This window comes from Agathobaculum sp., assembly GCF_050946325.1.
In the GTDB taxonomy this organism is placed as follows: domain Bacteria; phylum Bacillota; class Clostridia; order Oscillospirales; family Butyricicoccaceae; genus Agathobaculum.
The window spans coordinates 1-11,921 of sequence record NZ_JBMNUP010000049.1 but is presented as its reverse complement, the minus strand read 5'-3'; the positions used below and the strand labels follow the sequence as shown (position 1 = coordinate 11,921).

The window sequence follows — 11,921 nt, the reverse complement described above, 5'->3', positions numbered from 1 at the left end:
CATATCGCTCTATTTGACACAGAACAGAACCTATGTTAAGTTCATGACAATAGCACATGTGTGAAGAGGGAGACGTCCTTCTACATTCTTCATCTCAGGGCCGAGTGGGGGTTCTTGGGATGTATTTTAGCGGCAGAAAGGAGATATCGGTATGCCCTCTAGCACAATAGCAATAATTATTACAGTTCTGGCAATTATTTCATTTGTCATTGAAAAAATTCCGCTGGCAATGACCGCTATGATTGCCTCCCTAGCAATGGGTATTATTTTACCTGAGATGAAGCTGGCCGATGTTTATTCCGGCTTTTCCAGCACCACTGTTATGATGGTTGCCGGCATGTCAATTGTAGGCGACGCATTGTTCAAAACCGGTATGGCCAATAAAATCGGTAGAGCAATCAGCAACAGCCCTGTAGCAAAAAATGAACGGTTGTTCATGATCGTAGTTGTTATCGCATGTACCATTATGTCCGCTTTCCTGTCTAACTCTGGTACTATTGCAATGTGGATGCCGCTGATTGCAGCCTGCGCAGCCAAGTCCAACGGTGCAATCCGTTCTAAGATGATTATCATGGCAGCAGGTATTGCCTGTGCCATCGGCGGTGCCGGTACTCTGGTTGGTTCCACTTCCCAGCAGACGGCAAACTCTGTCCTGATGGGCTACGAAGGCTTTGAAGATGGTCTTGGTTTGTTTGAGCAGACCAAGGTTATGATTCCGCTTTGCCTGATCATGATCGTCTATTTCGCCACGATTGGCTATTCGCTCTCCAAGAAGGTTCTGAAGCCTGACAGCCCCGATTTCGATAAGGGCAACTATTTTGCAGAGCTCGCAGCCAACAGCGCGAATGAAGAATCCGAAAAAATTCCTGCATGGAAGGGAAATCTTGCGCTGATTGTCCTTGTTTTCTGTATTATCGGCTTTATTCTTACTGGACAGGATGCATTCAAACCTTATCTCAATGTTGGTATCATCGGCCTGCTCGGTGCGACTATTCTGATCACCTCCGGCTGTATGCCGCTGAAAAAAACATTGGCTGAAATGGACTGGAATACCCTTGTTATTCTGGCGGCAGCTCAAGGCTTCGCCAAGGGACTCGACGTTTCCGGCGGCGGCAAAGTTATTGCTGAGTTCATCCTGAATCTGTTTGGTGGCCAAGCGGCTTCCACGGCGGTTCTGATGGCAGCTGGCGTTATCGTTACCACCGTTTTGACCAACTTTATGTCCAACACTGCACTGGCTGCCATGATGACCCCGATTTATATTGAGATTGCCATGCAGCTTGGTATCAGCCCGATCCCGTTTGTTATCGCTATTGGCGCTGTAGCGACCAACCTCGCCTGTGCTACTCCTGTTGGTACCCCTGCCTGCACGCAGACGTTGCCTGCCGGCTACAAGTATATGGACTATGTGAAAATTGGCGGACCGCTGTGCGTTATTCTATGCATTGCCGCAGCTGTGCTTTGCCCCATCATGTATTCTTTCTGATGTTTTCTTGCAAAAGAAAAGACCGGTTCGAACCATCGAACCGGTCTTTTTACTCTTTATTTATTTCATTCCTATATACTGCGGAGTGCTATAAAAATCAATCAGGAACTCTCGAAAAAGCTGTGTTGATTTGGAAAGCGAAACGCCTGCTTTCCAAAATACAGCCTGCATCCGCGGATTCGGTGGATATTTCACACGCACCATTTTAACTGCAGAAGAAGTAATTGCGCGCGCCCCTAGCACGCTACTAAATCCAATACCATATCCGTTTTCAATCAGTTTTGTACGCAGCATATAGTCTACCTCTGCCACTACACGCGGAATAAACCCTGCTTGCTTGCAGGAATTTTCAAACCAGCTGCGAGAGGAATACCCCTTTGTCAAAGACACAAAGTCCTCATCCCGCGCCTCAAACAATGCAATGCGGTCTCTTCCTACAAAGGGATGGTCCTGATTCACCAGTAATACCGGCGGATCTTCAATAATGAATTCATGTTCCCATGCCTTATTATCAATATCACCTGTATCGGTAATAATCAAATCATATTGCTCCAAAAATTCCATATTTTGCAGCTGCTCCATGCGCAGCGGCGAATGGCTGATCATAACATCTGGATGGGCCTTGGTAAAGGCGCTGAGTGCAGGATTCCAGATAGGCGTTGCAGAAACAGCAACTTTAACAATATCCTGCTGCGGCGCAGCAGATTTGGAAAGTTCCCGTTGAATATCGTCCAGCTCCGAAAAAATATTGCAAACATGAATATACAAAATTTTCCCATTTTCATTCAACCGAATTTTACGGCCAACATGATCAAATAATTCAACACCCAATTCCGCTTCCAGCTTGGAGATGGTCGTACTCAGTGCAGGTGGAGAAATATGGATTGCTTTTGCAGTATTCAGCAGATGCTCCGTCTCCGCAAGCATCTTAAAGTAATACAGATGAAGCAGCTGCATGAAAATCCTCCTTTTATGCAATATCACAACCGCGATTTATTGTATCAAAAATATTTTATCAAATACATATAAATTATACTATGTATTTTATCTATTTTCCACCTTTATTTCTCGTGTTTTAAATCGTTTGCAAATCCCTCTTTTTCTTCGTTTTGTATAAAGTGACGCAGCCCCTCCCCCTCCTCTTACCGTCACTTTTTCCCCGTTTACCATGCATCACACCCCTTTTCCGCAATTTTTTACAGTTTTTCACCGCCGAAATCCGGCATTTTTGATGATAAAAGTAGTAGAAATGGGCACAAAAACAAAGTATAATATTATCTGCACGAAAAGAACCGATTTGGGAGGAACATATATGATTCGTAACGATCTGCGCAACATCGCCATCATCGCCCACGTTGACCACGGCAAGACCACGCTGGTTGACCAGATGCTCAAACAGGCAGGCGCGTTCCGCGAAAATCAGGTGGTAGAGGACCGCGTCATGGACTCCGGCGATATTGAGCGTGAGCGCGGCATCACCATTCTGGCGAAAAACACCTCGGTGCATTATAAGGATGTTAAAATCAACATTGTCGATACCCCGGGCCACGCGGACTTTTCCGGCGAGGTCGAACGTATCCTCAAAATGGTGGACGGCGTTGTTCTGCTGGTAGACGCCGCCGAAGGCCCGATGCCCCAAACCCGCTTTGTACTGCAAAAGGCGCTGGAATTCGGCCACAAGATCATCATTGCGGTCAACAAGATCGACCGTCCGGACGCGCGCCTCAACGAGATTGGCGACGAAGTGCTTGAGCTTCTGCTCAACCTTGACGCGACCGACGAGCAGCTCGACAGCCCGATCGTTTACTGCTCGGGCCGCGCAGGCACCGCCTCCATGTCCCCGAACACCGAGGGCACTGACCTGACCCCGCTGTTCGAGCAGATTCTGGAGCATATTCCGGCCCCGCAGGTGGACACCGAGGGTCCGGCGCAAATGCTCGTTTCTTCCATTGACTATAACGAATACGTCGGCCGCATCGGCATCGGCCGCATCGAGCGCGGCTCGCTCAAGGTCGGCCAGCAGGTTACGGTATGCGATTATCACGGCGCAACCCAGCCCTACAACGCCAAGCTGGTCACGCTGTACACAATTGAAGAGCTGGAGCGCAAACCGGTCGAATCCGCCACCGCAGGCGAAATTGTCTGCTTCTCCGGCATTGAAAACGTCACCATCGGCGAAACGCTGTGCGACCCCGCACAGGTAGAGGCGCTGCCCTTTGTCAAGATTTCCGAGCCGACGGTTGAAATGACCTTCTCGGTCAACGACTCCCCGTTCGCCGGCCGCGAAGGCAAGTTCGTCACCTCGCGCCACCTGCGCGAGCGCCTGTTCCGCGAACTGCTCAAGGACGTCTCCCTGCGCGTCAACGAAACCGACACGACCGACTCCTTCCGCGTCTGCGGCCGCGGCGAGATGCACCTGTCCATCCTGATTGAAAACCTGCGCCGCGAGGGCTACGAATTCCAGGTCGGCGCGCCCAAGGCGCTGTTCCGCGAAGTGGACGGCGTCAAGTGCGAGCCGGTTGAGCGCATGATTGCCGACGTTCCGGTGGACGCGGTCGGCTCGGTCATGGAAAAAATGGGCTTCCGCAAGGGCGAGCTGGTTTCCATGAACCCCAAGGGCGCGGACCGGATGCGTCTGGAATTTTTGATTCCGGCGCGCGGCCTGTTCGGCTACCGCACGGAATTTCTGACCGATACCAAGGGTGAAGGCGTCCTGTCCTCGGTCTTCCACAGCTATCAGCCGTACAAGGGCGAGATCTCCAAGCGCACCACCGGTTCGCTGATCGCTTTTGAAGCCGGCGAAGCCGTGGGCTACGGTCTGTTCAATGCGCAGGAGCGCGGCCCGCTGTTCATCGGGCCGGGCACGCAGGTGTATGAAGGCATGGTCGTCGGCGAAAACCCGCGCGGCGAAGATATGGCCGTAAACGTCTGCAAGAAAAAGCAGCTCACCAATATGCGCGCCTCGGGTTCGGACGACGCGCTGCGCCTGATCCCGCCGCGTCAGATGTCGATTGAATCGGCGCTGGAATTCCTTGGTGACGACGAACTGCTCGAAATCACGCCCGAAAGTATGCGCATCCGCAAAAAGATCCTGTCCAACACCGAGCGCCTGAAAAAAGTCAAGGGCGGAAAGAAATAATCCATTTGTTCATTAAAAATTATCATCAATAAAGGAGTTTTCCTCAATGGCAATCAAAAACGTTCTTCACACCGATTTTGCACCGGCCGCAGTAGGCCCGTATTCCCAGGCGATCACCGCACACGGCTTTATCTTCACCTCCGGCCAGATCCCGATTGACCCCAAGACGGGCAAAATCGAAGCGACCACTATCGAAGCGCAGACCGAACAGGTCATGCAGAACCTGCACTATGTGCTGGCGCAGGGCGGCGTAGCGTTCGACCGCGTTGTGAAAACCACCTGCTTTTTGGCCGATATGAATGACTTTGCCGCTTTCAACAGCGTATACGGCAAGTACTTCCCCGAAGGCGCCCCGGCGCGTTCCTGCGTGCAGGTAGCGGCTCTGCCGCTTGGCGCCAAGGTTGAAGTGGAAGTCATCGCCGCACAGGGCTGATGACTTCCATCCTGCCCGGCCGGTACCGCCATTTTAAAGGCGGCGAATATGAGGTCGTCGGCATTGCCCAGCACTCGGAAACGCTGGAAGATCTGGTCGTATACCGTGCGCTGTATGGCGAGGGCGGCCTCTGGGTGCGCCCTGCCGCCATGTGGAATGAAACCGTGGAGCGAGACGGCTACTCCGGTCCGCGGTTCCGGTATATCGGCGAATAAAAAAAGAGGACGGAAATTTCCGTCCTCTTTTTGTTACGCATCCTGTTCGGCCTGTTTGACCGCCTCAAGGTACTGCCAGAGCAGCACCAGCGTGACGACCATTACCACGATGTCACATGCTTCTGAAAGCCATACCGCCCCCGCCCGTTCGCAATGCCGGCGATTACCATGCCGATCAGCGATATCCAGAAGCACCACTTGATACGGCCCTGCGGATAGGCATAGCCGCGCAGAGCTATCAGGCCGTCCAGCCCGGAATAGAAATAATACTCCGAGACAAGCAGAACAACCGCCCCTGCCAGCGCAGCCAGCGAAAAGATAACGCTCAGTATCGAGCCGAGCGCCAGCAGCCCGAGCAGCAGGCAGCCGATCGTCAGCGCCAGCCCGATGCACATCACGCGGTATGCGCGTGCCAGCGCATCCGATACGTCGGCCAGCGCGCCCACCTGCACAAGCCGCACGATAGCTAAAACAACGCCGACCGCCGAGAACTTATCGCCCCAAAACGAAAGCACAAGGCCAATCAGTATCAACAGCCAGATGATCCGCAGGTTGCGGTAAACCGGTCTCCGGACTTCATTCAGATTTTCTTCCATCCTGATCCCCTCCCTTTTCTTTTACTATAACAGCTACCGTCCCCTGCTGCAACAAAAAACAGATAAACCGTGTAGCGTTCCGCTGCTGTGCGGCGTATTACAGTTGAAAGGAGGCTGAGGCATGACAGACAAAACCCCCGAGCAGCTCATTGCGGCCTACGGCAGCATGGTCTACCGTCTGGCCTACGCACAGACGCGCAGCCGCCATGACGCGGACGATATTTTTCAAAATGTATTTTTGCAGGTTGTGCGCCGCCGTCCGGCATTTGAAAGCGAAGCGCATGAAAAAGCGTGGCTCATCCGTGTGACGCTAAACGCCCTGAAAAGCCACTGGCGCGCAGCATGGCGGCGGCACGATGTCCCGCTGGACGACCGCATCCCCTTCCCCGCGCCGGAGGAAAACGCGCTGGACGATGCCCTGCGCCGGCTGCCGCCCAAATACCGCACCGCAATTCACCTGTATTATTTTGAGGGCTATACCGCCGAGGAGATTGCCCGCATGAGCGGCGAAAAGCCCTCTGCGATCCGCACACGGCTGACCCGCGCACGGGCGCAGCTCCGCGAACTGCTGAAAGGAGAGTGGAACGATGGATTTCCGCACACAGTACCAAAATATGAATGAACAAATCGCGCCGGATGACACGCTGTGCGCCGACACGCTCACACGCATGAGACGCGAAAAAACAAAGCGCAAACCGCGCCGCCTGCGGCGCATCGTAACGCTGGCCGTAGCCGCGGCCATTGCCATGGGTTGCGTGACGCCCGCGCTGGCGGCCCATGTGCCGGAGGTATATCAGGCGCTGTATGCGATTTCGCCCGCCGCCGCGCAGGCGCTGATGCCGGTCAACGAGGTATGCGAGGATCAGGGTGTGCGCATGGAGGTCGTCTCAGCCTTTGTCGAAGGCGATACGGCGGGCGTCTACCTGACGCTGACCGATACCACCGGCAAGCTGTTCGGAAACAGCGCGCCCGACCTGTACGACAGCTATTCCCTCCATTATCCGGCGCGCATCGGCCAGCTGTCACACTGCCATCTGGTAGAATACGATGCAGCGGCCGCCGCTGCCACCTACTATATTGAGATCGCCAATGTCGGCGGAGAGCGGTATATCGGCGATAAATTCACCTTCTCCTGCCGTCAGCTTTTGATCGGAAGACAGAAGCAGGCCGGTGCTGCGGTTTCTTATGACCTGTCCAATGTGCCGCTTGCGCCGCAAACCGCAGTCCATCCCATCAACGGCGCAAGCTCGCTCGAGGCAATGCCCGCTGAAGTCGATCAGCAGATCAGCAATGGCGGATATGCTTTTCTTATGCCGCAGGGCACGCTCTGGCAAAGTGACGACGGAATTTTCTCTCTGACCGCCGCAGGGTACGCAGACGGATACCTGCACCTGCAATACGCGGCAAGCCAACCACTGGCGCGGGACAATCACGCCGAGCTATTTCTCCATGCGCCGGACGGCACGCAAATCTGGCATGAATATACCGTTTCCTATAACGATTACGAAAACGATATTTCCTATACCGATTTCGTCTATCCGGTTTGCTATGAAGACCTGCCCTGCTGCGCACTGTCAACCGATATGTACACGACAGATGCACGAATGGAGGGCAACTGGCAGGTCACCTTCCGGTTGGAAAGCAAATAATCCCCCCAATAAGAAAAAGGCTTCGGAACCTTGTTCCGAAGCCTTTTTCTTACTTGTTCTCTTCGAGATACTTGACAACATCGCCGATGGTAACCATCTGGGTCGCTTCCTCATCGGGGATGGTGATGCCGAACTCCTCTTCCAGGTCCATCATCAGCTCAACGATATCCAGGGAATCCGCCTCCAGATCTTCCTTGATCTTGGTGTCCATCGTCATGGTGGAAGCATCGGCGTCAAACTTTTCAGCCAGCAGCTCGCAGATCTTCTCAAACATTGGGGTTGCACTCCTTCACATTATTCTTGATTTATTTATCTGAAAACTCCGACTTTGCGGAATTTTTCATACCGTTTTTGCAGCAGCACGTCCACGCTCGGCTCTGCCCCCAGCTCCGCAAGCTGTTCGCGCAGCGCCTTGCCGACGTTGCGAATCAGCTGCGCGTTCGTCTGGCCTTCCGGGATGATATCCTCAATAATGCCAAACTCCAGCAGATCCTGCGCAGTGATGCGCAGCGTATCGGCAGCCTCCGCCTCACGCTTGGGGTCTTTCCAGAGGATCGACGCGCAGCCGCGCGGCGAAATCACCGAGTACAGCGCGTTTTCCAGCATGAGCACGCGGTCAGCCACGGCAAGCGCCAGCGCGCCGCCCGAACCGCCCTCTCCCGTGATCACAGAAATCACAGGGGTGCGCAGCTCGATAAACTCATACAAACAGCGGGCAATTGCCTCGCCCTGGCCGCGTTCCTCCGCGCCAACGCCGCAGAACGCGCCGCCCGTATCAACAAAATTGATGACAGGACGGTGAAACTTTTCCGCCTGCTGTGCCAGACGCAGCGCCTTGCGGTAGCCCTCCGGATGCGCCATACCAAAGTTCGCATCCATATTCTGCTCAATTGTGCGGCCCTTCCGGTGGCCGATCACCGTGACGGGCAGCCCGCCGAAGTAACCCACGCCGGCCATAATCGCATGGTCGTCAGCAAAATACCGGTCGCCGTGCAGCTCGATAAAATCTTCAAACAGATTGTCAATATAATCGCTCAGCATCGGGCGCTTGGTATCGTGGATAATACGCATTTTTTCGCTTGCAGGCCGATTAGTCATTTTTCCACACCTGCCATTTCTTTGGTTTGGGCTGCGTATGCATTTTCAGCAGTGTTTCCAGCGTGCCCTTGAGCTTATTGCGCGGAACTATTTTATCACAGAATCCATGCGATAGCAAGAACTCGGACGATTGAAAATCCTCCGGCAGGGTCTGACCGATGGTGCCTTCGATGACGCGGCGGCCAGCAAAGCCAATCGTCGTGCGCGGCTCTGCCAGGATAATATCGCCCAGCATGGCAAAAGAAGCGGTCACGCCGCCCGTGGTCGGGTCGGTCAGCACGGTGATATACAGCAGCCCTGCATCCGAATGACGGCGCGCCGCCGCGGACACTTTGGCCATCTGAATCAGAGAGAACATGCCTTCCTGCATACGCGCGCCGCCCGAGCAGGTGAACAGCACCACCGGCAGGCCCTTTTCGGTGGCGTACTCAAACAGGCGGGTCAGCTTTTCGCCAACCACCGAGCCCATTGAAGCCATCATAAAATGGCTGTCCATCACGCCGATGCAGGTTTCCACCCCGCCGATGCGGCACACGCCGGTCTTCACCGCGTCGTTCATACCCGTCCGCTCCGCAAGCTCTGCGGTTTTTTCCGCATAGCCGGGAAATTCGATGGGATCAGCCGGCGCAAGCTCGGCATACAGCTCTTCAAAGCTGTCCTTATCCGCAATCTGGCGAATACGCGTGCGCGCAAGCAGGCGGCCGTAGCGGCCGCAGTGCGGGCATACATACAGGTTTTTGCCATAGGCATAGGCCTTCAGCTCTGCCCCGCAGCCCTTGCAGGCAACAACCTTGTTTTCGCCCTCCTCCGTCGGCTTCATTTCCATTGAGGTTTCTCTTGTTTTCTGAAACAGGTCAAGCAGCCCCATGGATATCCTCCTCTCTTATCAGTCGAACGCTCCCTGTTCAATGGAATTGACGTTGAACTGCGCTTCTTCAAACGCTTTGGAACGTAAAATGTGCATTTGATAATCCGTACCCGTTACAACGCCTTCAAACAGCGTCTCGGCCAGCGCACGGCGCATGCGGGCAATGGCCTGGCTGCGGTCTACGCCGCTGACAATCAATTTGCCAATCATGGAATCATAGTACGGCGGGATCGTATAGCCCTGATAGGCCGCCGTGTCAATACGCACGCCCGGCCCGCCCGGCAGATGCATGGAAACCAGCGTGCCGGGACAGGGCGCAAAATTGCGGCTCGGGTCCTCCGCATTGATGCGGCACTCAATCGCATGCCCGCGCAGCGCCAAATCGTCCTGCGTAAAGGGCAGCGGCTCGCCTGCTGCAATTTTAATCTGCTCGCACACCAGGTCCACACCCGTCACCTGCTCGGTAACCGGATGCTCGACCTGAATGCGGGTGTTCATCTCACAGAAATAGAAGTTCCGGTCCGCATCGACCAGAAATTCAATCGTGCCGGCATTGCGGTAGCCCACGCGCCTGGCAAGCGCCACCGCCGCCTCCGTCATGCGCGCACGCAGTTCGGGCGTGACGAACGCGGAAGGCGATTCCTCAATCAGCTTCTGGTGCCGGCGCTGTATCGAACACTCCCGCTCAAACAGGTGAACCACATTTCCATAATGGTCGCCCAAAATCTGCACCTCAATATGGCGCGGATTTTCGATATATTTTTCGATATACAGGCGGCCGTCGCCAAAATTGGCAACCGCTTCGGCAGAAGCACCGTCGTATGCTTCCTTCAAATCGCGGATGCTGCGCGCCACACGGATGCCTTTGCCGCCGCCGCCCGAAGCGGCTTTGAGCATGACCGGATAGCCGATGCGTTCCGATTCGGCAATCGCCTCGTCAAAATCCCGCACCGGTCCGTCCGTGCCCAGGGCAACGGGAACGCCGGCCGCAATTGCGTTGCGCTTGGCTTCGCTTTTATCGCCCATCAGACGGATGGTGGCCGAGGACGGCCCGATGAAGGCCAGCCCCGCCTGCGTGGTCTGTTCCGCAAAGTCCGGATTTTCGGACAGAAAACCAAATCCCGGGTGAATGGCCTGGCAGCCCGAGGCCAGCGCCGCAGAGATAATATTCTGCATATTCAGGTAGCTGTCCGCCGCGCGGGCTGGGCCGATGCACACTGCCTCGTCCGCAATCTGCGCATGCAGCGCTTCGCGGTCAGCTTCCGAATAAACGGCAACCGCAATCACGCCAAGGTCACGGCAGGCCTGTATAATGCGTACCGCGATTTCCCCGCGGTTGGCAATGAGTACCTTTTGAAACATTTCTTCCCGCCTCAGTCCGTAATGACCATGCACTTGATCTCTGCCTCGGCAGCTTTCTGGTCGCCAACCCAGGCGATGCCTTCCGCCACTGCCATCGGGCCGCGGCGTTTGGTAAACTTCACTTCCAGACGCAGCGTGTCTCCCGGTTTGGCCATCGCGCGGAATTTCGCCTTGTCAATGCCGGTATATACCGCGGTCTTGCCGCGGAACTCCGGCAGGCTGAGCAGCGCAACGCCGCCCGTCTGCGCCAGCGCTTCCAGACGGAACACCGCCGGCATGATCGGATTGCCGGGGAAGTGGCCCTGGAAGAAAAACTCCTCACCGGTCAAGTGCAGCAGACCCACGGCATGTTCTTCGTCCATTTCCACAATTTCGTCCACCAGCAGCATCGGCGGCCGGTGCGGAAGAATCTCCATAATCTGTTCTTTATTCAGCATATATCTTATACCTCTTTCCTCTCAAGCACAAGGGTTTTCGCGAAATACCGGCAGCTTCTTTACACAGTCCGCCGTATTTTTATGCTGCGTTTTCACCGTGTGCGGCCGCATCATATAACAGAAAAATTGCCGCAGCGCGGCAATTTTCATAAGAAGTCAGCGCACAGCGTCTGTCCCTGTGCTCATTCGATGATGACGACCGTCTGGTTATACTCCACCAAGTCGCCCGTCTGCGCCAGAATACGCGCCACGGTGCCGTCACACGGGGACTTAATCTCATTCATCGTCTTCATTGCCTCTATGATGAACAGGGTGTCGTCCTTCTTGACCTTCTGGCCGACCAGCACGAATGGGGGCGCGTCCGGAGACGGCGCCGAATAAAACGTTCCCACCATCGGAGACACCACCGGCGTACCTGCCAGCGGCTCCTCTGCCGCCGGCTGCAGCTCCGCCGCGGTTTCAGGCGCAGCGGCTGCCGCAGGCGCGGCAGAGACAGCCTGCGCCGCCGGCTGGGCTGCTTTTATCTTAATTTTCGCGTCGCCCAGCTCGATTTCCACCTCGCCCAGTCCGCGGGACCTGAGCGCGTCCATCAGCTCGACGGCGGCGTTTTTCAGTTCCTTGATATCCATGAAAACAGA

Annotated in this window: 14 protein-coding genes; 6 read left to right on the top strand and 8 right to left on the bottom strand. The window is 55.0% G+C overall.

Annotated elements, in window-relative coordinates; translation table 11 throughout:
- The first annotated feature begins 151 nt into the window (after positions 1 to 151).
- Positions 152 to 1,486: an SLC13 family permease gene (locus tag ACOYIE_RS05675; RefSeq protein WP_433411254.1), complete on the top strand. Its 1,335-nt coding sequence runs from the start codon at positions 152 to 154 to the stop codon at positions 1,484 to 1,486.
- Positions 1,487 to 1,546: 60 nt separating this feature from the next.
- Here the strand turns inward: ACOYIE_RS05675 and ACOYIE_RS05670 are convergent, their stop codons facing one another.
- The gene (locus ACOYIE_RS05670; RefSeq protein ID WP_433411252.1) at positions 1,547 to 2,443 is read right to left on the bottom strand and encodes a LysR family transcriptional regulator; all 897 of its coding nucleotides are present in this window, start codon (positions 2,441 to 2,443) and stop codon (positions 1,547 to 1,549) included.
- Between the two features lie 355 nt (positions 2,444 to 2,798).
- Here ACOYIE_RS05670 and typA point away from each other — a divergent pair, with 355 nt between their 5' ends.
- Genes typA through ACOYIE_RS05655 form a run of 3 tightly spaced genes read left to right on the top strand, consistent with a single transcriptional unit; the run spans position 2,799 to position 5,273 of the window.
- Positions 2,799 to 4,625 carry a translational GTPase TypA gene (gene typA / locus ACOYIE_RS05665; RefSeq protein ID WP_433411250.1) on the top strand — a complete coding sequence of 609 codons (1,827 nt, stop codon included), beginning with the start codon at positions 2,799 to 2,801 and terminating at the stop codon, positions 4,623 to 4,625.
- Positions 4,626 to 4,671: 46 nt separating this feature from the next.
- Positions 4,672 to 5,058: a RidA family protein gene (locus tag ACOYIE_RS05660; protein ID WP_433411248.1), complete on the top strand. Its 387-nt coding sequence runs from the start codon at positions 4,672 to 4,674 to the stop codon at positions 5,056 to 5,058.
- Positions 5,058 to 5,273, top strand: a complete 216-nt coding sequence (locus ACOYIE_RS05655) for a DUF1653 domain-containing protein (protein WP_433411246.1) — start codon at positions 5,058 to 5,060, stop codon at positions 5,271 to 5,273. Before ACOYIE_RS05660 ends, ACOYIE_RS05655 begins: the two co-directional genes overlap by 1 nt.
- A 101-nt stretch (positions 5,274 to 5,374) precedes the next feature.
- Here ACOYIE_RS05655 and ACOYIE_RS05650 read toward each other — a convergent pair whose 3' ends face one another.
- Positions 5,375 to 5,869 (bottom strand): hypothetical protein, encoded by a 495-nt coding sequence (locus tag ACOYIE_RS05650; RefSeq protein ID WP_433411244.1) that lies wholly within the window; start codon positions 5,867 to 5,869, stop codon positions 5,375 to 5,377.
- Positions 5,870 to 5,990: 121 nt separating this feature from the next.
- On the opposite strand from ACOYIE_RS05650, the gene ACOYIE_RS05645 reads away from it, so the two are divergent.
- Together ACOYIE_RS05645 and ACOYIE_RS05640 are read left to right on the top strand one after the other, a co-directional pair.
- Positions 5,991 to 6,491, top strand: a complete 501-nt coding sequence (locus tag ACOYIE_RS05645; RefSeq protein ID WP_433411242.1) for an RNA polymerase sigma factor — start codon at positions 5,991 to 5,993, stop codon at positions 6,489 to 6,491.
- Positions 6,484 to 7,518, top strand: coding sequence for a hypothetical protein (locus ACOYIE_RS05640; RefSeq protein ID WP_433411240.1), 1,035 nt, complete (start codon positions 6,484 to 6,486; stop codon positions 7,516 to 7,518). The genes ACOYIE_RS05645 and ACOYIE_RS05640 overlap by 8 nt, the downstream gene beginning before the upstream one ends.
- A 49-nt stretch (positions 7,519 to 7,567) precedes the next feature.
- Here the strand turns inward: ACOYIE_RS05640 and acpP are convergent, their stop codons facing one another.
- The 6 genes from acpP to accB all read right to left on the bottom strand — a co-directional run.
- A complete protein-coding gene (acpP, locus tag ACOYIE_RS05635) occupies positions 7,568 to 7,792 on the bottom strand; it encodes an acyl carrier protein (protein ID WP_433411238.1) in 225 nt (74 codons plus the stop codon).
- A gap of 35 nt (positions 7,793 to 7,827) precedes the next feature.
- The gene (locus ACOYIE_RS05630) at positions 7,828 to 8,616 is read right to left on the bottom strand and encodes an acetyl-CoA carboxylase carboxyltransferase subunit alpha (RefSeq protein ID WP_433411236.1); all 789 of its coding nucleotides are present in this window, start codon (positions 8,614 to 8,616) and stop codon (positions 7,828 to 7,830) included.
- Positions 8,609 to 9,484, bottom strand: a complete 876-nt coding sequence (gene accD / locus ACOYIE_RS05625; protein WP_433411233.1) for an acetyl-CoA carboxylase, carboxyltransferase subunit beta — start codon at positions 9,482 to 9,484, stop codon at positions 8,609 to 8,611. The genes ACOYIE_RS05630 and accD overlap by 8 nt, the downstream gene beginning before the upstream one ends.
- 18 nt (positions 9,485 to 9,502) lie before the next feature.
- Entirely contained in the window at positions 9,503 to 10,846 is a 1,344-nt protein-coding gene (gene accC, locus ACOYIE_RS05620; protein WP_433411230.1) for an acetyl-CoA carboxylase biotin carboxylase subunit, read from the bottom strand.
- A gap of 11 nt (positions 10,847 to 10,857) precedes the next feature.
- Positions 10,858 to 11,283, bottom strand: coding sequence for a 3-hydroxyacyl-ACP dehydratase FabZ (gene fabZ, locus ACOYIE_RS05615; RefSeq protein WP_433411228.1), 426 nt, complete (start codon positions 11,281 to 11,283; stop codon positions 10,858 to 10,860).
- A gap of 182 nt (positions 11,284 to 11,465) precedes the next feature.
- Positions 11,466 to 11,921, bottom strand: a 456-nt coding sequence (accB, locus tag ACOYIE_RS05610; RefSeq protein WP_433411226.1) for an acetyl-CoA carboxylase biotin carboxyl carrier protein, incomplete at its 5' end; no start/stop codon positions are given.

Coding starts and splice junctions, on each gene's coding strand:
- ACOYIE_RS05675 (WP_433411254.1), top strand. CDS start 152: ATGCCCTCTAGCACAATAGCAATAATTATTACAGTTCTGGCAATTATT.
- ACOYIE_RS05670 (WP_433411252.1), bottom strand. CDS start 2,443: ATGCAGCTGCTTCATCTGTATTACTTTAAGATGCTTGCGGAGACGGAG.
- typA (WP_433411250.1), top strand. CDS start 2,799: ATGATTCGTAACGATCTGCGCAACATCGCCATCATCGCCCACGTTGAC.
- ACOYIE_RS05660 (WP_433411248.1), top strand. CDS start 4,672: ATGGCAATCAAAAACGTTCTTCACACCGATTTTGCACCGGCCGCAGTA.
- ACOYIE_RS05655 (WP_433411246.1), top strand. CDS start 5,058: ATGACTTCCATCCTGCCCGGCCGGTACCGCCATTTTAAAGGCGGCGAA.
- ACOYIE_RS05650 (WP_433411244.1), bottom strand. CDS start 5,869: ATGGAAGAAAATCTGAATGAAGTCCGGAGACCGGTTTACCGCAACCTG.
- ACOYIE_RS05645 (WP_433411242.1), top strand. CDS start 5,991: ATGACAGACAAAACCCCCGAGCAGCTCATTGCGGCCTACGGCAGCATG.
- ACOYIE_RS05640 (WP_433411240.1), top strand. CDS start 6,484: ATGAATGAACAAATCGCGCCGGATGACACGCTGTGCGCCGACACGCTC.
- acpP (WP_433411238.1), bottom strand. CDS start 7,792: ATGTTTGAGAAGATCTGCGAGCTGCTGGCTGAAAAGTTTGACGCCGAT.
- ACOYIE_RS05630 (WP_433411236.1), bottom strand. CDS start 8,616: ATGACTAATCGGCCTGCAAGCGAAAAAATGCGTATTATCCACGATACC.
- accD (WP_433411233.1), bottom strand. CDS start 9,484: ATGGGGCTGCTTGACCTGTTTCAGAAAACAAGAGAAACCTCAATGGAA.
- accC (WP_433411230.1), bottom strand. CDS start 10,846: ATGTTTCAAAAGGTACTCATTGCCAACCGCGGGGAAATCGCGGTACGC.
- fabZ (WP_433411228.1), bottom strand. CDS start 11,283: ATGCTGAATAAAGAACAGATTATGGAGATTCTTCCGCACCGGCCGCCG.